This is a genomic window from Amycolatopsis sp. NPDC049691, from assembly GCF_040675005.1.
GTDB lineage: Bacteria > Actinomycetota > Actinomycetes > Mycobacteriales > Pseudonocardiaceae > Amycolatopsis.
In genome coordinates this window covers 342,668-361,361 of the sequence record NZ_JBFANX010000008.1, presented here as the reverse complement: position 1 = coordinate 361,361, position 18,694 = coordinate 342,668, and the positions used below count along the sequence as shown (strand labels likewise).

The following is an 18,694-nucleotide window of genomic DNA, read 5'->3' as shown; positions in this document are numbered from 1 at the left end:
AGTTAACACCACACCATCGGGTGATGACGAGGGGTGACGGAAGTTTGCCCGGAAGTCCCTTCCGCGGGTTCCCGGGCGGACGGTCGCCGAGCCGTGGACGTGGCGGCGTAGGAAAGTCCACAGTGGACACAGATGCCGCGTGTGACCCGCCTCTCGCGGTCGCGGCCGGGAACGCACCGGGTGGTGCTCCCGCGGCAGGAGCACCACCCGGCGGCGAGGCGGCCTACCTCCCCGCGACCTCGGCGGAAGTCAGCACTCGATTCCAAACCACCACGTCATCGACGCTGCCGGGCCAGAAATCGCTGTACCGGCCACCGGAAACCGCGCGCCCGATCGCGAGCGGCCCGGGCGCGGCGTCGCCGGCCTGCTGCGTCCACGTCTTGGCCTGCGCCACCCCGTCGACGTACAGCACGTACGTGCCGGCGTCGGCGTCGTGGACCCCGACCAGGTGGTACCAGCGCCCGGTTTGCGGCGCCACGTCCGACAACGCCCGCCCGGAGCTGGTCGAGAACGCCAGGCGGTCGTCGGCGGCGGAGTACTGCAGGTAGAACCCGCTGCTCGGGGCACCGTCCTGGCTGACCGCCGTCGCCCAGGAACCCGTGCGGTCCAGCCGGACCCACGCGCCGACCGAGTAGTTGCCCGTGGTGTCCAGCACCGGCCCGCCGGTCTGCCCGTACTGGCCGGAGCCGTCGAACTGCACCGCGTTGCCGGTCACGCCGGGGACCCACGAGCCGGTCAAGGTCGCGTCGTGGGCGCCGGCCGTGTCGTGGGCGGTCGTGCCGGTGCCTTCGTCGAACGTCCACGCGCCGACCGGGTCGTGTTGCCCCGCCGCGTGGGCGACTTGGAGGTTCTGCCGCTGGTGCGTGGCCGACCAGCCGGCGCCACCGCGGTAGGACGCGGTCGCGGTCAGCGTCGCCGCGCTGCCCGGCTCGGCGTCCGCCGGGGCCGTCAGCGTGTACGTCCACGTCCGGGACCCGCCGGGCGGGATCGCCGCGGCGGACTGCCCGGCCGGGACGGCCGACCAGCCGGCCGGCACGGCGACCGCCACGCGCGGGGCGACGAGCGGGCTCCGCGTCGTGTTCCGCACCGTCACGGTCACCGGCGTGTTCCCCTTGACCGTGACGACCCCGGTGCCGGGCCCGACGGTGATCCGGGCGTCCGGGCTCGACGGCGCCCAGGACTGGAACTCGGTCACGCCGACGAACGCGCCCGGGGGATTGGTGAACACGAGCCGGACCTTGCTCGTCGTCAAGGTGGGGAAGGTGATGCGGTTGACGCCGTTGCCGACCGGTGCCGCCGGCGCGCGGACCTGGCCGGGAACCTCCTGCCAGGCCGAGCCCGTCCAGTACTCCAGGCGGTAGGCCGCGGCCGGCCTGACCCCGCCGCCGTCGTCGTAACCGTGCCACCGGATGTCGGAAACCGGGGTGGGGACCCCGAAATCGACGCCGTAGAAGTCGTTCGCGTTCGGCGACGCGTAGTTGGTCCACCGCGTGTTCTCCGGCACCTCGTTGTACCAGACCTTGCCGTCGAGGGCGTTCCACGCGTTGTCGTACGTCCACGTGTAGGACGTGATCGGCCGCGGGTAGCCGGTGCGCAGCGGGTTCGCGGCGTCGTTCACCAGGTCGTCGGATCGGGGGGGCAGGGTCGGGCCGACGTCGATGGTGGTGTTCCGCAGCGTCGCCGAGTGCTGGACGAGCCGGCCGTCGACGTAGAGCCGCATCCCGGCGCCCTGCCCGTAGTGCCGGCCGTCGCGGTCCCACAGCACCGTCACGTCGTGTCCGTGGTACGGCACGTTCTCGGCGGCGAAGTGGTCCCAGGTGGACGGGGTCAGCGGCCGCACGTCCAAAGTGGTCCCGGACTGCGGGCGGAGGCCGAGCAGTCCGGAAAGGACGAGGTCGGTGTAGGTCGAGTGGTTGTAGTCCTCGCTGTGGTTCTGCCCGTCGTAGATCCAGGAATCCCGGTCCGGGTCGTGGGCCTCGGCGACGTACGGCTTGCCGTTCTTGGTCTGGGTCCGGGCGTAGGTGGCCAGCGCCGCCGCGTAGTCCTCTTTGGACGTGACGGACTGGGCCGGGTAGTCGTCCAGGAGGTTCGCCATGCCGGTCAAGGTCTGCGAAGTCGCGAAGGGCCAGCTCGGGCCGTCCCAGCGGCAGCAGCTGCCCGCGTCCTTCATGAAGAACGGGCTGCGGCGCTCCGCCGTGGTCGGGCCGTAGGCGCTCGCGAAGCCGTTCGGGTCGAGCAGCTGCGACCACGCCCCGGCGTTCGAGGTGCCGGCGGCGCCGAACATCCACGGCACGAACCCGATCTGCTCGCGGCTGCCGGACAGCCGGTGTGCCGGGTTGTCGTCGCGGGGCATCGCGTAGTAGAAGCCGCGGGCCGGGTCCCACAACCACTTCTGCAGCGACGCTTTGAGCCCGGCGGCGCGCTCGGCGTATTCGGTGGCGAGCCGGTGGTCGCCGACGGAGTCCGCGATGCGGCTGATCGCGACGGCGTCGCCGTACTGGTAGGAGTTCAGCGTCGGGCGGTACCCGGCGCCGCCGTGGTAGGGCTCGGGCGACTCGTAGGAGGAGGCCGAGAATTCCATGGCATCCCAGACCGGAACCGACCAGTAGAGACCGAGCTCGGCGTTGAACTGCTTGTCCCAGCCGCGGTACTGGCGCACGAGGGCGGGCAGCAGTTCGCGCAACGGCGCGAAGTCGCCGGTCACCTGGGCCTGGCCGTAGGCGGAGGTGGCGAGCCAGACGCTGTACTCGTGCGCCCAGTCGGTGGTGTCGGCGTTGACGTCGTCGGTGGCCGGCTTGGGGCCGGCGCCGGGGCCGGTGAGCCAGAACCGGAGGTAGTCCTGGGCGTAGCCGGGGTCGCGCAGCCAGCGCCCCTCGGTCAGCTGGTGCCCGGCGGCGGCGTTGATCGCCTGGTAGGGCGCCGCGTAGCCGCAGCAGTCGAGGAACTCCGTCGAGATCCAGCCGTTGGCCGGATCGGTGTAGCGCAGGTGCTCCTTCCAGACGCGCCACCGGTAGTAGTAGACGCTCTGCATGGTGGCGTCCGGCAGGTCGACGAACGGGATGTTGGCTTCGTACCAGGCGGGATCGGCGTAGCCGGCGAGGGCGGCGGCGTGGTCGAGGAAGTGCGTCCCGCCCGCCGGCGCGGGGGCGTTCCCGGCCGCGGTCGCGACACCGGGGAAGCCGAGCAGAACGGCCGTGGCCAGCCAGGTGACCACGCCTCGGGTGCGTCTCCAGGACCGTCGCATCACGCCTCCGCGAGAGATTTACAACGTTGTAAAACACAGGCTCGACCACTATCGCTCAGGACAGCGCAAAAAGGAACACCCGCCGCGGGGACAAGGCCGGACAAGACCGCCCGATCCCACCGGTAAGTCCGGAATGCCGGGCCGGCGTGCGATTCCGGGACGCGACAATGATCACTCCCGGCGTCGGCCGTCCCGTCGGCCGCGCATGATGGCCCCGAGATGGTCGAGAACTTCCGCCTGCGCTCGGTCGCCGCGGCGGCGTACGGGCCGGCCGCCCTCTTCGGGCTGTCCGAAGGAGCCGTGCTGCCGGTCATCGCGCTCAGCGCGATCGATCGCGGCGCGAGCACTTCGACGGCCGCGCTGATCGCCGCGATGCTCGGCGTCGGGTCGCTGGCCGCCAACATCCCCGCTGGGGTGCTCGCGACGCGGATCGGGGAGCGCCGGTCGATGCTGCTGGCCGCGGGCGTGATGGTCGCCGGCGTCGTGACCTGCCTGGTCGACCTGGGCCGCGGGCCGTGGTCGCTGCTGCTCTACGGCTGCGGCGTCGTGCTGATCGGCGCGGCGAGCGCCGTCTACGGCCTGGCCCGCCAGTCGTACCTGACCGAAATCGTCCCGCCGCACCTGCGTGCCCGGGCGCTGTCGACGCTGGGCGGCAGCATGCGGATCGGCGTCTTCCTGGGGCCGTTCGCCGGGGCCGCGGCGATGCGGGCCGCCGGGCTGCCGGGCGCCTACTACGTGAGCCTGGCCGCGATCGTCGCCGCGGCCGCGCTGGTGCTGCGCGTGCCCGACCTGGCGGTCACCGCCGACGACCGGGCCGCCGCCTCCGCCGTCACGACGCGGAAGATGCTGGGGCGGCAGTGGCGGGTGTACGCGACCCTCGGCGTCGGCGTCCTGCTGCTGTCGGCGATCCGGCAGACCCGCCAGACCGTCGTTCCCCTGTGGGCGGCGCACATCGGGCTGTCGCCGACGACCAGTTCGATCATCTACGGCGTCGCCGGCGCGATCGACGCGCTGACCTTCTACCCGGCAGGCAAGGTCATGGACCGCCACGGCCGTCGCTGGGTGGCCGTGCCCTCGACCCTCGTGCTCGGCGCGTCCTTCCTCCTCGTGCCGCTCACCGACGGCGCGGTCCTGCTGACGGTCGCGGCCATGGTGATGGGCTTCGGCAACGGCATCGGCTCGGGCATCGTGATGACGCTCGGCGCCGACGTGTCCCCGGCCGTCGGCAGGCCGACCCACCTCGGGATCTGGAACGAGCTCGCGGACATCGGCACCGGCGTGGGGCCGCTGATCCTGTCCGCGGTGACCGCGCTGGCCGGCCTCGGCGCGGGGATCGTGGCCGGCGGCGTGGTGGGTTTCCTGGCCGCCGGGGCGTTGTGGCGGTGGATTCCGCGCCGGGCGGGCCCCGCCGGCCGATCCCGGGCGTGACGCCCCCGGGCGCCGATCCCCGGAGCGCCCGCGTCAGGCGCCGGGCCGGTTGCCGGTCGGGATCGTGATGGGCGTGGTCGTCGGCGAGGAAACCTTGTTGAGGAACAGCATCGCGATCGCGCGGATGAACTGGTCGAACAGGTAGAACCCGGCGGGGGCGATCGGCAGCAGCCCCTCGCGGAAGGCGATGTAGGCCGGCCACCCGGTGCGGACCAGCGTGGCCGCCGCGTAGTCGCGGGGCAGCCCGAGCCAGTCGCCGACCGCGTCGCTGAGCACGTACCGCACGAACTCGTCGAGGAACCCGCGCGTGACGCCCAGGTCGATCTGCGCGGTCAGCCCGAGCAGGTCCGCGGCCAGCTCCTTGCCCTCGGTCGTGGGGGAGAGCAGCGGCGTGAGCACTCGCGTCGACTGCGCGTCGGCCTCGGCCCACGTCTTGGGGATGAACTCGTCGCGCACGCCGAGCAGGTGGATCGCGACCTGCCACTGGTGCAGGAAGGCCTCTTCGTCGGCGGCCGACATCGGGACGCGCCATTCGAGCAGCTTCCGGTGCACGTAGGTGCCGAGGCTGTGGAAGGTCACCAGGATGTCGCCGTTGCTGATCGGGATCTGCTCGTCGGCGACCGCGCGCCAGTGCGGCGACTGCGGCAGCAGGTGGCGCACGGCGGCGTGCACCAGGCGCGTCTTGTTGGCCGTGACCACGAACTGGCCGGTGGGCTCGAACGCGTCGAGGTCGCTCAGGTCGTAGCCGAAGGTGAACGTCTTGGCCGCGCGGTCCTGCATGTTCGCCCCGCCGGCGGACCAGTAGACCGACTTGGCCTCCCGCGGGATGACCGTGCTCATGATGCCGCTGCCGAGGCCGTAGAGCATGAACAGGTAGGTGTCCTTGCGCCGGTTGAAGTCCGCGGCGCGGCGCAGCTTGGCGGGGTCGGCCCACGACGGCAGGCGGTTGGCCCGCTGGAGGTGGCTCGCGAGGTCGGTGGGCAGGCCGGCCGGCAGCGGGTCGTCGTTGTTCACCCACGGCCGCAGCGCCGTGTTGAGCGCGGGCACCCCGCCGGTGTCGAGGATGCCGGCCATCAGGCGGTCGACTTCGTCGTCCCAGACCCACCACGGGTCGGTGCCCGCCGTGATGGCGGCACCCGCCGCCGGCCAGGCCGGGACGACGCTCGCCAAGCCCAGCGCGACGCCGAGTGAAAGGACGTTCCTCCTGCTGAGATTGCTCATTAACTTACCTAGCTTCCTTGGTAGGCACCCACCGCGTCGAGCCGGGACCCGACGGGAAGGATCATTCATGAGCCGCGCACGTACAAGCAGAGATTCTCCATTAACATAACGACCCGGGTCGCCGGTCGGCAAGAGGGCGTGCGCAGGGCGTTCGGCGCTCGTCGTGGTTGACTGGCACGCATGGCCCCGCTCGCGCTCCACCCCGCCTGGTGGCCGCGGTGACCGCCGAGCCGGCCGCGGCCGTCCGGCCGCGCAACCGCAAGCAGCTCATCGTCGAAGCGGGTGCCACGGTCTTCAGCGAACGCGGGTACCACGCGGCGTCCATGGAGGAGATCGCGGCCCGGGTCGGGATCACCGCGGCCGCGCTGTACCGGCACTTCCCGAACAAGTACGCGCTCTTCGCCGAGTGCGCGAACGTCATGGCCGACCGGCTCGTCGCGGCACTCGACGAGGTGCCGCCGGACGCGGCCCTGGCGGACGTGCTCGCCGCCGTCACCCGGGTCACCGTCGCCCACCGGGCGGCCGGTGGCGTGTACCGGTGGGAAGCCCGCTACCTCGACCGCGACGACCGGCGGCTGCTGAAGGCGAAGTTCGCGCACGTCGTCGGGCGGGTGGCGGACCTCGCGCGGCAGGAATACCCGCTGCCCGGCGAGCACCTGCGTGCCGTGGCCGCCCTGGGCGCGATCGGGTCGATCACCATGCACCACAACACGATCGGCCGCCGTCGCGTCGAAGACCTGCTGCGGGCGTCCGCGCTGCGCGTGGTCGCGACCGATCCGACGGCGGTGGCCGCGGACGCGGGCCTCGTCGAACTGCCCGCCCGGCCGGTGCCGCGCACGCGGCGGTCGGAAATCCTCGCGGCCGCCATCCCGCTGTTCGAACGGGACGGGTTCGCCGCCGTCACCAACGGCATGATCGCCGAGGCCGTGGGGCTGGTGCCGTCCGGGCTGTACCGGTACTTCCCCGGCAAGGCCGACATCCTGGCGGCGGCGTGCCTGCAGGCCGCGGACCTGCTGGCCCATGCGGTCGAACACAACCTGCGCGGGGTGACCGATCCCTTCGCGGCCCTGACCGTCCTCACCGCGACGTACGTGGCGTACAGCTTCGAGCACAGCGCCCTCAACAGCGTGGCCAACGCCGAGGTCGCCGGCCTGCCCGCCGGCCTGCGCCGTCCGCTGGTCGCCGCGCAGCGCGAGCACATCGCGGTGTGGGAAGAGCATCTTCGGCGGGCCCGGCCGGACCTCGACACGCGCCAGGCCCGGGTGCTGGTGCACGCCGGCTTCGGCGTCGTCGTGGAAACCGGGCGGCGGCTGCGGTGGCAGGACAGCGCCGAGCACCGGGCGGCCGTCGCCGCGCTGCTGATGAGTGCCCTGGACCTGTGACGGGGCAGCGAGGCCGGTCAGCGGGTGGGCGTGGTGACTCGCGCCGGCGTGGGGCCGTAACCGGGCCAGGCGAGGCGGCCCTGCCCGGCCAGGTACTCGATGTGGGCGACGGTCTCGGCCACCGCCGACAGCCGCATGAAGCCGATCTCCGGCCACGGACGTGACCACGTCAGCCGCGTCGCGATCTCCCACGGCGTCGGCCGCCCGAGCTCGCCGACGACCGCGACGATCTCCGCGCACCGCTGGTCGTGGTGCTCGCGCAGCAGTTCGCTGCGCCGGGCGAGGCCGCGGAAGCGGTATTCGTGCGCGGGGAGCGCGTCGTGGTCGTCGAACGTCGCCGTCCGGTCCAGCGAGCGGAGGAACTGCCCCAGTGGCGGCTCCGCGGCGCCCGGCCACGAGCCGATCGCCGGGGTGATCCGGGGCAGTACGTGGTCGCCGGTGAGCAGCAGCTGCGCGTCCGGCTCCTGCAGGCACAGGTGCCCGGGGGTGTGCCCGGGCGTCCACACGGCACGCAGCCGGCGGCCGCGCACCGGAACGAGGTCGCCGTCCTCCAGCAGGACGTCGGGGTCGGGCAGCTCGGCCGCCGGGCGCGGGGCGGCTTCGAGATCGCCGAGGAGGCCGGCGATCTCCGCTTCCGGGGCGCCGCAGCCGCGCAGCCACGTCGTGATCTCTGCGCGGGTGTCGCCGTGCTCGTCGCGGCGGCGCTGGGGGAGCGTGTCGCGTTCGGCCGGGTGCATGCCGATCCACGCGCCGGACTCGGCGCGCAGCCGGGCGGACAGGCCGTGGTGGTCGGGGTGGACGTGCGTGGTGACGATCCCGGCCACGTCCGAGGGCGACGCGCCCGCGGTGGCGAGGCCGTCGAGCAGGGCCGTCCAGCCCTCGTCGGTGTCCCAGCCGGGGTCGACGACGACCAGCCCTTCGTCGGCGGGGACGAGGTAGGAGAGCGTGTAGCGCAGCGGGTTGTCCGGGATCGGCACCGGCACCGACCACAGCCCGCCCGGCAGCTTTTCGACCGGCGGCCGCCGCCGGGCCCGCCACGCCGCCTGCTGCTCGGTGCCGAGCACCTCGATTCCCGGCATGTGTGCACCTTCCGCGAGATACTGAACAAGGTGCGTCCAGTAATGGTCCGACTCTATAGTGGGCGGATTCCGGTCGGCAATGACCCCGATCACGGGGGGTGAGGCGCATGGCGGGCGAGGCCGGGCGGCCCCGCGACCCCGAGGTCGACCGCCGGGTGCTGAGCGCGGCCGCGGAGGTCTTCGGCGAGGACGGCTGGGGCCGGTTCACGGTCGACTCCGTGGCCCGGCGCGCCGGCGTGGGCAAGGCGTCGATCTACCTGCGCTGGCCCAACAAGAAGGAGCTGCTGGCCAGCTGCCTCGAAGCGCGGGTGACGCCGGTCGCGGACATCGACACCGGCTCGGTGCGCGAGGATCTGGTCCGCCTCGCCGAGCAGATGTTGACGGCGTTCTTCGGCGAGTCGGGCCGGGCGACGACGAGGCTGCTGCTGGAGGCCGACCGGATTCCCGGTGTGGCGGAAAGAGTGGCCCGGCTGAGGCAGTCCCAGGTCCTGGCGGCGCGCGCGATCGTCCGCCGCGGCATCGCCCGCGGCGAGCTGCACGGCGAAACGAGCGTGACGCTCCTGCTGGACGCGATCGTCGGCGGCTGCCTCAACCACGCGCTGGCGACGCCGGCCCACCTGCGGCCCCGGGTAGCCGCCGGGTTGACCGACTACGCGGGCGAGCTGGTCGACTTCGTCCTCGGCGCGGTGACCGCCGGGTAGCCGAGCGGAGGTCCACAGTGGACTAACCGCGCGGCCGCAGGCCCTGCACGAGGCTGTGCACCGTCCCGGTCACCACGGTGTCCGGGGACCGGTCGCCGATCAGGCCGCCGGTGATGATCGCGGCGAGGCCCTGCAGCACCGCGAGCACCGCCATCGCCACCCGGTCGGGTTCGTCGGCGACGATCTCGCCGCACTCCGCGGCTCCCTCGATGAGCGCCACCGGTGCCGCGAACGCCCGCTCGTTCGCCTCGCGCAGCTCCGGCCGCGCCGGATCGTCCTTGTGCGCGAACACCAGGGCCAGCAGTGCCGGGTACCGCGTCGCGAACCCGACGTAGACCCGCGCGAACGCGGTCAGCCGCTCCTCGAAACCGCCCCGCGCCCGGCCGAGGCCCTTGTCGAGTTCGTCACCGAGGCGCCGCAAGCCGCGCACGGCGAGCGCGTCGAGCAGGGCCTGCTTGTCGGCGAAGTGCTGGTGGGGCGCGTTGTGGCTGACGCCGAGCTCGCGGGCGAGGCCGCGCAGCGACAAGCCCGCGACCCCGTTTCGCTCCACCGTCCGCTCGGCGAGGTCGAGCAGCTCGGATCGCAGGTTGCCGTGGTGGTACGGCGCGGCCTTGTCCATGGCCCGCAGTGTAGTCACTGCCCACAATGTGGTCATTGACAACAATATGGGCAGTGCCTACATTGGCGGCCAGACCATAGAGGAGCCGCCATGTCCTTTCCCTTCCGCTTCCACCACGTCAGCGTCTCGGTCGCCGACCTCGACGCGCAGCGGCGCTGGTACGCCGACGCGCTCGGCTTCACCGAAGTGATCGAGCAGTTCGAGGTGCCCGACGCCGGAGTCCGCACGGCCGTCGTGCGGACCGGCGGCGGTACCCGGCTCGAGCTGATCGAACGCGCGGGCTCGCGGCGCGCGGAAACGTTCGCGGACCCGATGGACGTCCTGCGCGCCCAGGGGTACGGCCATTGGGCCCTCGAAGTCGACGACCTCGACGCCGCCTACGCCCGGCTGACGGGCGCGGGCGCGCAGGCGGTGTGGCCGCCCGCCGACGCCGTCCAGCCGGGCGCGAGGTACGGGTACGTCAAAGACCCCGAGGGCAACCTGATCGAGCTGATCCAGCCGGCCCGGCCGTAGCCCCTCAGCCGCGCGTGAGCGGTGCCAGCTCCGCGTACGGCCGCCGCACCCGGACTTCCGGGCCCGACAGGTCGACGTCGGCCCACTCGACGTACCGGCTGTGCCGGTGCAGCCACCGCACGAGCGCGACGAGCGGTACCGGGCCGCGCTGGTCGTGGCGCTGGTAGCCGAAGAGGCGGACCCGGGTGCGGCCGACGACCAGCCCGCGCACCACCAACTGCGGGATCCCGTCGGCGCCGGGGGTCGCCATGGTCCGGATTTCCCGGATCGCCCCGATCCTGCGGCCGGTGCCGTCGCGGACGGGCCGGCCGAGCAGCTCACCGGCTCGCACGGCCGGCTCCCGGGATCCGGTCGATCACCTTGCGGCGCAGCCACTCCTGGGAGGGGCTCCGCGTGGCGTGCGCGACGGCGGTGGTCACGACGATTGCCGGCTCGGCGCGGCGGATGGCGTTCATCGGGATCCGCTGCGGTGCCCCGGTGCGGAAGCCGCGCCCGATCCGCCGCAGCAGCTTCCCGATCGGGCCGTTTATGCGGTCGGCGAGCGCGTCCGGACCGACGAGGAGCGCGTCGACGACGTAGGTGTCCCCTTCGGCGCGCAGGTCGAGGTCGTCGACCTTGCCGACGACGGTGCCGTCCTCGCCGAGGATCTGGCGGTCGAGCAGGGCATCGCTCAGGTCGATCGGGTGGACCTCGTCCCAGGGGTTCATTGGCCGGCTCCGGTGAAGATCATCAGGGGGATCGCCACGACCGCCGCGACGGCGATGACGACGAGCATGGCGAAGCCGACGACGTTGCTGAAGCGCTTGTTCGCGTGCTCGCCGAGGTATTCGCGGTCGTTGGCGACGATCAGCACCGGCAGGTAGGTCAACGGCAGGGCGACCGCGGAGAAGATCAGCGAGATCTCGGTCAGCCCCACCGGGTCGATCCCGGTCTGGACCACGATCACCGCGAGCAGCAGGCCGCCGGCCACGGCGACGTGGAACCGGGCGGCGTCGCGGGGACGGCGGCGCTTGCCCCACTCCCAGCCGAAGTACTGCGCGAGCATGTACCCCGACGACAGCCCGGTCTCCAGCGCCGCGCCGAAGGTGGCGGCGAAGATCCCGATCAGGACGATCACCAGGCCCGCGGTGCCCAGCGCGAGCGTCACCGGCAGCACGATCTGGCTCAGCTGGCTGACGTCGACGCCCGCCGGGAACAGGACCACGGCGGCGCAGGCCATCACGCCGAGCGCGAGCAGGCCGCCGAGGGGGAAGCCGAGCAGGACATTGGCGCGCTGCACCGGCAGGTCCTTGACCGTCCAGCCTTCCTCGACACCGCCGGAGGAGAAGAAGAACACCTCGTACGGCGTCATCGCCGACGCGAACAGCGCGACCGCGTGGTAGGCGTAGGTCGGCAGCGCCTGGTCCGGCGGCGGGGCGATCCCGGCGATCTGCGCGCCGAGCGAAGACCAGTCGGGGTGCAGGAAGAAGACCGCGACGGCGAACACGGCGATCGCGAGACCACCGATCCCGAAGCCGGTTTCCATCTTCTCGAACCCGACTTTCCAGACCACCAGCCATACCAGCACGCCGATCGGGAGCACCCAGATCAGCCGGTCCACTCCGGACGCGAGCTCGATGGCGAGTGCGACGCCGCCGATCTCCGCGCTCACGGTCAGCAGCGTGATCAGGAACGAGCCGACGAGGTTGAGCAGGGCCATCCGCGGGCCGAGGCGCTCGCGGATCAGGTCGAACACCGGACGCCCGGAGACGGCGACGATCCGCCCGGACATGTCGGCGTACAAGCAGATCCCGAGCACGCCCAGCGCGGTCACCCAGACCAGCGCCATCCCGTAGCGGGCGCCGACGACCCCGCTCTCGACCAGGTCGCCGATGTCGACGAAGCCGCCGACCGCGGTGAGGATGCCGAGGGTGATGGCGAGGAACTTCTTGCTCACGACGTCACGCCCCACTGGGCGAGCTCGCGCACGAGTCCCTGCAGCTGGGCGTCGATCCGGTCGAGGCCGTCGTCGTTGCCGTCACCGAGGCCGTCGTCGAGCTGGTGGGCCAGCCCGACGGCGCGGTCGGTGATGGACGCCAGCGCCGCGCGGGCGCGGTCGTCGGTCAGCCGGCCGACGTCCTTGCCCGCGGCCCCGAGCTCGTCGGCGGCGTCCCGGACGGTGATGGACAGGCTGGGCACGGGCGGCACCGAGTCGCGGTCGGCGGTGACGACGAGGCGGAGGAGCTCGAGCTGGCCGCGGATCTCCCGGCCGGCGTGCACGGTTTCCGCCTGGGGATAGGTGCCGCAGCCCGCCGCGCAGAACACGGCGAGCACGGCCAACGCGACCCCGGCCGCCTGACGACGCGAGCTGGTGGACGTCCGCACCCGGCCGGAATACCCGGGAACCGGCCGTCGAAACGTGGCTGTCACAGGGCCGGCGCACCCGGTGTCTTGAGGTCGTTCACCCGCCACGACACGAGTGAGGACGAAGCCATGGAACCCCGCATCGACCTGTTCACCACCGAGACCGGCGCCCGGCTCGGCAAGCGGTTCGCGAACCTCGGCCAGGTGGTCGCGCGGTCGCCGCTGCCGAAGTCCACGCAGGAGCTGGTGAGCCTGCGGGCCAGCCAGATCAACGGCTGCGGCTGGTGCATCGACATGCACACCAAGGAGGCCGCGGCCGCCGGGGAGACGGCCGTCCGGCTGCACCTCGTCGCGGCCTGGCGGGAGGCGACGGTGTTCACGGAGGCCGAGCGCGCCGCGCTGGCACTGGCCGAGGAGGGCACCCGCCTCGCCGACGCGGCCACGGGCGTCTCCGACGACACGTGGGCCGACGTGCGCAAGCACTACGACGACGAGCAGATCGCCGCGCTCGTCGCGCTGGTGGCCCTGATCAACGCCGCCAACCGGCTCGCGGTGATCGTGCACCAGCAGGGCGGTTCCTACGAGGCCGGGATGTTCGCGGAGATGCGCGACTGAAACGCCGGAGAGGCGCCCCGTGGCAAGGGGCGCCTCGTCCGGTGGCCGGCTCAGGCTGTCGCTTGTGGACGCTTCAGCAGCCCGGCGAGGACGGTCCCGAGCACGACGACCGGGGTGATCGCGAGGAAGGCCCCGCCGATCGTGTGCGCGACGTCCTCGCCGAGCAATGTGCCGAACACCGCCACCCCGAACGCGGCGCCGATCGAGCGGGCGAACGTGACCACCGCGCTCGCCGCGCCGATGTCGGCCGGCGGCACCGCGTTCTGCGCCGCCGTCAGCGCCACCATCGGGACCATGCCGATGCCGATGCCCGCGACGAGGAAGTAGGCGACCAGCGCCGCCTGGGCCGTGCCCGGGGCCAGCGTGCTCAGCAGCAGGAGCCCGGCGACGTTCAGCGCCATGCCGGACACCAGGACCACCCGCAGCCGCGCCGGGTTCGCGACCCAGCGGCCGGCCAGCGACTGGCTGACCACCAGCCCGATCACCAGCGGCAGCATGTGCACGCCGGACAGCGTGGCCGACACCCCGTCGGCCACCTGCAGGTACGTCGGCAGGTAAACCAGCACGCCGAACATCGCGACGTTGGCGATGAACCCGACGAGCGAGGCGATGACGACCGTGCGGGAGGCGAACATCGACAGCGGCAGCACCGGCGCCGCGGCCCGGCGTTCGACCGGGATCACCAGGACGGCCAGCACGAGCGCCGCGGCCGCGAGCCCGAGCGTGCCCGGGGACGTCCAGCCCCAGCGCGGCCCGAACGAGGTGATCAGCACCAGTGCGGTGGCCGCGCCGGCCAGGAGCAGCGCGCCGGCGTAGTCGATGCGTGCCGCCGGCCCGCGGACCGGGGCCGGCAGGGCGCGTGCCGCGAGGACGAGCGCGACCAGCCCGACCGGCACGTTGACCAGGAAGGCCCACCGCCACGACAGGTGGTCGGTGAACAGCCCGCCGAGCAGCGGGCCGGCGATGCTGGCGACGCCGTACACCGAGCCGAACCGGCCCTGGTGGCGCCCGCGTTCGGCCGGCTCGACGATGTCGCCGACGAGCGCGAACGTAAGGACGATCATCCCGCCGCCCGCCAGTCCCTGGACGGCGCGGGCGGCGATCAGCTGGGGGAGGTCCTGGGCCAGCCCGCACAGCGCGGACGCGACGAGGAACGCCGTCGTGGCGGCGAGGTACAGGCGCTTGCGCCCGAGCATGTCGCCGAGCTTGCCCCACAGCGGGGTGGCGGCGGTCGAGGCGAGCAGGTAGGACGCGGTGATCCAGGCGATGTCGCGGAACCCGCCGAGGTCGGCGGCGATCTTCGGCAGGGCCGTGGACACGATGGTCTGGTCCAGCGCGGCCAGCAGGACGGCGAGGACGAGTGCCGCCATCGCCGGGCGCGCCGCGGGTCTGACGGGGACGTCGAGGGTCATCGGCCGGTCGCTTCCGGAATCGTGATGGTCTGGTACTCGGTGTAGGTGCCGAGGCCGACGGCGCCGTATTCGCGGCCGAGGCCGCTGGCCTTGAAGCCGCCGAACGGGCCGTCGAAGCCGATCGGCGCGCCGTTGACGGTGACGGTGCCGGTCCGCACGCGGCGCGCGACGGCCAGCGCGTGCGCCGGGTCCGCCGACCACACCCCGCCGGAGAGGCCGTATTCGGAGTCGTTGGCGATGCGGACGGCGTCGTCCTCGTCGTCGTAGGCGATGACGACCAGGACCGGGCCGAAGATCTCTTCCCGCGCGATGCGCATGGAGTTGTCGACGTCGGCGAACAGCGTCGGCGAGACGTAGTTGCCCTTTTCCAGCCCCGCCGGGACTTCCGCGCCGCCGGTGACGAGCCGTGCGCCCTCTTCGAGGCCCACGCGGATGTAGTCGAGGACGCGCTGCTGCTGGTCGCGGCGGATCATCGGGCCGATGAAGGTCGCGTCGTCGGCCGGGTCGCCGACGCCGAGGGACTCGATCAGCTCCTTCAGCCCGGCGACGACTTCTTCGTAGCGGCTGCGCGGCGCGAGGACGCGGGTCTGGGCGATGCAGGATTCGGCGTTGTTGAGCAGGGAGCCGAACTTGAGGCCCTGGACCGCCGCGTCGACGTCGGCGTCGGGCAGGATGATCGCGGCGGACTTGCCGCCCAGTTCGAGGCTGACCCGCTTGAGCTGCTCACCGGCCAGCGACGCGATGCGGCGCCCGGCGCGGGTCGACCCGGTGAAGGCGATCTTGTCGACGTCCGGGTGCTTGACGAGGTGTTCGCTCGTTTCGCGGTCCGCGGGCAGGACGCTGATGACGCCGTCGGGCAGCCCCGTCTCGGCCAGCAGGTCGGCGAGCAGGCTCATGCTCAGCGTGTTCTCGGGCGAGACCTTGAGGACGACGGTGTTGCCGGCGAGCAGCGCCGGGACGATCTTGGCCATGGCCGAGGAGAACGGCGAGTTCCACGGGATGATCGCGGCGACCACGCCGATCGCCTCCCGGCGCACGACCGACCGGAACGGCAGCGCCGGGTCCGACGGTTCGAGGGTCTTCTCCCAGTCGAACTCCGCGGCCGCCTTCAGGTAGGCGTTCGCCTGCCGGGCCAGTCCGGGTTGACCGGCCTTGGTGAACCACAGCGCCGAGCCGTTCTCCGCGGAGATGAGCGCGGCGATCTCGTCCGCGCGCTTCTCGCGGAGGCCGGCGAGCCGGCGAAGCACGGCGATCCGCTCCGCGGGGGTGGTGTGCGGCCACGGACCTTCGTCAAAGGCCGTCCGGGCCGCCGCGACGGCGCGGTCGACGTCGGCGGGCAGCGCCTGCGCGGCACGGCCGATGACCGAATTGTCGTGCGGGGAAACGATGTCCAGCAGCTCGGTGCTGCTCGGGGCGGTCCACGCGCCGCCGATGAAGAGCTGGTCGTGGGTGATCACTGGATGCCTCCTGGTGTCTCGATCTGCCACATCAATGTAGCAATTAGCGCGAGTAAGTGGCGCATGTGTGAGGCGGTGCACAGAGATGTGGAGCGCTGTCGCGGCCGTCACATCGCGTCGCAATCTGTGTCACTAGGTGCTTTAATTGGCACATCGATGGTGCACTTAGTGAACAGGAGCAAGGCGATGAGCAGGACCTGGTTGATCACCGGAGCTTCCCGGGGTTTCGGCCGAAGCCTCACCGAGGAGGTGCTGGCGGCGGGTGACTCCGTTCTCGCCACCGCGCGGCAGCCCGGGCAGCTGGAGGACCTGGTGGCCCGGTACGGCGACCGGATCCGGCCGTTCGCCCTCGACGTCACCGACGCCGGCGCGGCCGCGGGTGCCGTCAAGGAAGCCGTCGACGTCTTCGGGCGCCTCGACGTGGTCGTGAACAACGCCGGTTACGCGAACGGCGCGCCCATCGAGGAAATGGCCGAGGACGACTTCCGCGCGCAGATCGAGACCAACCTCTTCGGCGTCGTGAACGTCACGCGGGCCGCGCTGCCGGTCTTCCGGGCGCAGCGGTCCGGGACCTTCGTGCAGTTCTCCTCGATCGGCGGCCGCGTCGGCGGCACCCCCGGGATGGGCGCCTACCAGACCGCGAAGTTCGCGGTGGAGGGCTTCTCCGAGGTGCTGGCGAGCGAGACGGCTCCCTTCGGCGTGAAGGTGATCATCGTCGAGCCGGGAGCGTTCCGGACCGACTGGCAGGGCTCGTCGATGACCCGGCACACCGTGGGCGCCGACTACGAGGAGACCGTCGGCGCCATCCACCGCTACCGGGAGGAGCACGACGGCAAGCAGCCGGGCGACCCGGCCCGTGGCGCGAAGGTCGTCGTCGACGTGGTCGGCTCGGACGACCCGCCCCGGCGGCTGATCCTCGGTGGCGACGCCGTCGTGGCCGCGCTGAAGGCCGGCGAGGAGCGGGCCGCCGAGACCGAGCGGTGGGCCGAGGCGAGCCGCTCGGCCGACTTCCCGCCGGCGGACCGCTGAGCGGCCTCAGCCGGGTGGCGGTTGCGGCGGGGAAAGCGACACCGGAGGGTAGGTTGAGGACGTGAGAGCCGACGCCGCGCGCAACCTCGAACTCCTGTTGACCACGGGCGCCCGGATGCTCGCCGAAGACCCGGCCACGAGCATCGCGGCGATCGCGGCGGAGGCCGGCGTGGACCGCCGGACCGTCTACCGGCGGTTCACCGGGCGCGAGGAGCTGCTGACGGCGGTGTACCAGGCCCGGCTCGACGCGATCGAGGCGGCGATCGAAGCCGCCCGCCTCCGCGAGGCGCCGGTGCCGGTGGCCCTGCACCGGTACGTCGAGGAGATCGTCGGGGTCAACCGCAAGTGGCCGACCGAGGTCAGCCGCATGCGCTCGGACCCGGAGATCTGGGCCCGGCGCCTGCGCGCGATCGACGAGGTCGATCGCTTTCTCCAGCGCGCCACCGACGAGGGCTTCCTCCGCCCCGGGCTGCCCGCCCGCTGGCCCGGCAACGTGCTCGGCCAGCTGATGCACCTGTCCACCCGGGAACTGCCCGAGCTGAGCGACGCGCAGGCCGCCGACGTCATCGTCGACACGTTCCTGCGGGCGTTCGGCGCGGACCGAGCGGCCGCGGCTACTTCGTGAGTTCGCCGCGGACGTACCGCACCTCGCCCATGCGCAGGTCGTCCTCTTCGAGCGGCGGCAGGCCGTGCGCCGCGAGCAGCTCGCGAACCGTGCGGCCCGTCACCGCCCAGCCGAGCCCGGCCAGGTAGGGCGCCGCTTCGTTGCGCTCGCCGAAGTAGCGCAGCTTGGCCATGTCCGGGTCGAAGTCCGCCGACCGGAACAACTCCGAAATGCGGTTCAGGCTCTGCTTCGTCCGGTCCTCCTCACCCGGACGCGGGTTGGGCCGGCTTTCGGTGGCCACGCGGCTGCCCGGCGCGCTCAGCTCGGTGATGGTGTCCAGCAGGCGGTCCTGCGCCTCGGGCGGCAGGTAGCCGAGCAGGCCCTCGGCGCTCCACGCCGCCGGCCGCGCCGGGTCGAACCCGGCGGCGCGCAGGGCGGCGGGCCAGTCGTCGCGCAGGTCGGCCGCCACCACGCGCCGCCGCGCGGTGGGTTCGGCGCCCAGCCCGGCCAGCGTGCGTGTCTTGAACTCGACGACCTCGGGCTGATCCAGCTCGTACACCACGGTCCCGGCCGGCCAGGGCAGCCGGTAGGCGCGGGAATCCAGTCCCGAAGCCAGGATCACGGCCTGCGTGATGCCGGTGTCGGCCGCGTCGAGGAAGAACTCGTCGTAGAACCGGGTGCGCACCTTGGCGCCGTCGATCGCCGCCCGGCCGACCAGGTCGCCGGGTGGCTCTTCGCCGGTCGCCAGCCGGGTGAGCAGCTCGATGCCGACCGCGCGGACGAGCGGTTCGGCGAAGGGGTCGTCGATCAGCTCGTCGTCCGCGCGGGTGGCGATCGCGCGGGTCATCGCGGCCATGGTCGCGGTCGCGCCGACGCTGGAAGCCAGGTCCCATGTGTCGCCGTCGCGGCGAGAGGAAGTCCGGCGAGAGGAAGTCCGGCGAGAGGAGGTCATGGTGCGATCATGCCCTGGGTTCCGTTGCCCGGGCGGTGGCCCGGTGGAGGGCGCGACCCCCAACGACGCGCCCGCCACCGGGTCGCCCCGGCATT

The 18,694-nt window shown here is 72.6% G+C and carries 18 protein-coding genes; 7 read left to right on the top strand and 11 right to left on the bottom strand.

All coding sequences use genetic code 11. From position 1 onward, the window contains the following. Positions 1 to 223: 223 nt before the first annotated feature. The gene (locus AB0J40_RS21160) at positions 224 to 3,244 is read right to left on the bottom strand and encodes a LamG-like jellyroll fold domain-containing protein (RefSeq protein ID WP_364455602.1); all 3,021 of its coding nucleotides are present in this window, start codon (positions 3,242 to 3,244) and stop codon (positions 224 to 226) included. A gap of 219 nt (positions 3,245 to 3,463) precedes the next feature. Between AB0J40_RS21160 and AB0J40_RS21155 the strand changes: the two genes are divergently transcribed. After that, positions 3,464 to 4,672 carry an MFS transporter gene (locus AB0J40_RS21155; protein ID WP_364455601.1) on the top strand — a complete coding sequence of 403 codons (1,209 nt, stop codon included), beginning with the start codon at positions 3,464 to 3,466 and terminating at the stop codon, positions 4,670 to 4,672. Between the two features lie 33 nt (positions 4,673 to 4,705). On the opposite strand, the gene AB0J40_RS21150 is transcribed toward AB0J40_RS21155, so the two are convergent. Continuing rightward, positions 4,706 to 5,893, bottom strand: coding sequence for an oxygenase MpaB family protein (locus tag AB0J40_RS21150; protein ID WP_364455598.1), 1,188 nt, complete (start codon positions 5,891 to 5,893; stop codon positions 4,706 to 4,708). Between the two features lie 218 nt (positions 5,894 to 6,111). On the opposite strand from AB0J40_RS21150, the gene AB0J40_RS21145 reads away from it, so the two are divergent. Beyond that, positions 6,112 to 7,275 (top strand): TetR/AcrR family transcriptional regulator, encoded by a 1,164-nt coding sequence (locus AB0J40_RS21145; protein ID WP_364455595.1) that lies wholly within the window; start codon positions 6,112 to 6,114, stop codon positions 7,273 to 7,275. A gap of 17 nt (positions 7,276 to 7,292) precedes the next feature. Here the strand turns inward: AB0J40_RS21145 and AB0J40_RS21140 are convergent, their stop codons facing one another. Continuing rightward, a complete protein-coding gene (locus tag AB0J40_RS21140) occupies positions 7,293 to 8,354 on the bottom strand; it encodes an MBL fold metallo-hydrolase (protein WP_364455593.1) in 1,062 nt (353 codons plus the stop codon). 107 nt (positions 8,355 to 8,461) lie between these two features. Here AB0J40_RS21140 and AB0J40_RS21135 point away from each other — a divergent pair, with 107 nt between their 5' ends. Next, on the top strand, positions 8,462 to 9,055 hold the full coding sequence (locus tag AB0J40_RS21135) for a TetR/AcrR family transcriptional regulator (protein WP_364455591.1): 594 nt from the start codon (positions 8,462 to 8,464) through the stop codon (positions 9,053 to 9,055). 22 nt (positions 9,056 to 9,077) lie between these two features. Here the strand turns inward: AB0J40_RS21135 and AB0J40_RS21130 are convergent, their stop codons facing one another. Next, on the bottom strand, positions 9,078 to 9,692 hold the full coding sequence (locus AB0J40_RS21130) for a TetR/AcrR family transcriptional regulator (protein WP_364455588.1): 615 nt from the start codon (positions 9,690 to 9,692) through the stop codon (positions 9,078 to 9,080). A 72-nt stretch (positions 9,693 to 9,764) separates the two neighbouring features. On the opposite strand from AB0J40_RS21130, the gene AB0J40_RS21125 reads away from it, so the two are divergent. Next, the gene (locus AB0J40_RS21125; RefSeq protein ID WP_364455585.1) at positions 9,765 to 10,187 is read left to right on the top strand and encodes a VOC family protein; all 423 of its coding nucleotides are present in this window, start codon (positions 9,765 to 9,767) and stop codon (positions 10,185 to 10,187) included. 4 nt (positions 10,188 to 10,191) lie between these two features. Here the strand turns inward: AB0J40_RS21125 and AB0J40_RS21120 are convergent, their stop codons facing one another. Genes AB0J40_RS21120 through AB0J40_RS21105 form a run of 4 tightly spaced genes read right to left on the bottom strand, consistent with a single transcriptional unit; the run spans position 10,192 to position 12,551 of the window. Then, complete coding sequence (locus AB0J40_RS21120; RefSeq protein WP_364455584.1) at positions 10,192 to 10,518, bottom strand: hypothetical protein; 327 nt, start codon at positions 10,516 to 10,518, stop codon at positions 10,192 to 10,194. Further along, positions 10,505 to 10,894 carry a hypothetical protein gene (locus tag AB0J40_RS21115; RefSeq protein ID WP_364455581.1) on the bottom strand — a complete coding sequence of 130 codons (390 nt, stop codon included), beginning with the start codon at positions 10,892 to 10,894 and terminating at the stop codon, positions 10,505 to 10,507. Before AB0J40_RS21115 ends, AB0J40_RS21120 begins: the two co-directional genes overlap by 14 nt. Beyond that, a complete protein-coding gene (locus AB0J40_RS21110; RefSeq protein WP_364455578.1) occupies positions 10,891 to 12,123 on the bottom strand; it encodes a divalent metal cation transporter in 1,233 nt (410 codons plus the stop codon). Before AB0J40_RS21110 ends, AB0J40_RS21115 begins: the two co-directional genes overlap by 4 nt. Beyond that, the gene (locus AB0J40_RS21105) at positions 12,120 to 12,551 is read right to left on the bottom strand and encodes a hypothetical protein (RefSeq protein ID WP_364455575.1); all 432 of its coding nucleotides are present in this window, start codon (positions 12,549 to 12,551) and stop codon (positions 12,120 to 12,122) included. Before AB0J40_RS21105 ends, AB0J40_RS21110 begins: the two co-directional genes overlap by 4 nt. A 108-nt stretch (positions 12,552 to 12,659) precedes the next feature. Here AB0J40_RS21105 and AB0J40_RS21100 point away from each other — a divergent pair, with 108 nt between their 5' ends. Then, the gene (locus AB0J40_RS21100) at positions 12,660 to 13,145 is read left to right on the top strand and encodes a carboxymuconolactone decarboxylase family protein (RefSeq protein ID WP_364455572.1); all 486 of its coding nucleotides are present in this window, start codon (positions 12,660 to 12,662) and stop codon (positions 13,143 to 13,145) included. Positions 13,146 to 13,195: 50 nt separating this feature from the next. Here AB0J40_RS21100 and AB0J40_RS21095 read toward each other — a convergent pair whose 3' ends face one another. Both AB0J40_RS21095 and AB0J40_RS21090 read right to left on the bottom strand, forming a co-directional pair. After that, on the bottom strand, positions 13,196 to 14,557 hold the full coding sequence (locus AB0J40_RS21095; protein ID WP_364455569.1) for an MDR family MFS transporter: 1,362 nt from the start codon (positions 14,555 to 14,557) through the stop codon (positions 13,196 to 13,198). Further along, complete coding sequence (locus AB0J40_RS21090) at positions 14,554 to 16,014, bottom strand: aldehyde dehydrogenase (RefSeq protein ID WP_364455566.1); 1,461 nt, start codon at positions 16,012 to 16,014, stop codon at positions 14,554 to 14,556. Before AB0J40_RS21090 ends, AB0J40_RS21095 begins: the two co-directional genes overlap by 4 nt. 186 nt (positions 16,015 to 16,200) lie before the next feature. On the opposite strand from AB0J40_RS21090, the gene AB0J40_RS21085 reads away from it, so the two are divergent. Beyond that, the gene (locus tag AB0J40_RS21085) at positions 16,201 to 17,043 is read left to right on the top strand and encodes an oxidoreductase (protein WP_364455563.1); all 843 of its coding nucleotides are present in this window, start codon (positions 16,201 to 16,203) and stop codon (positions 17,041 to 17,043) included. A gap of 61 nt (positions 17,044 to 17,104) precedes the next feature. Next, complete coding sequence (locus tag AB0J40_RS21080) at positions 17,105 to 17,668, top strand: helix-turn-helix domain-containing protein (RefSeq protein WP_364455560.1); 564 nt, start codon at positions 17,105 to 17,107, stop codon at positions 17,666 to 17,668. On the opposite strand, the gene AB0J40_RS21075 is transcribed toward AB0J40_RS21080, so the two are convergent. Then, positions 17,658 to 18,599, bottom strand: coding sequence for a class I SAM-dependent methyltransferase (locus tag AB0J40_RS21075; RefSeq protein WP_364455557.1), 942 nt, complete (start codon positions 18,597 to 18,599; stop codon positions 17,658 to 17,660). The two genes, AB0J40_RS21080 and AB0J40_RS21075, sit on opposite strands and share 11 nt — an antisense overlap. Positions 18,600 to 18,694 lie beyond the last annotated feature (95 nt).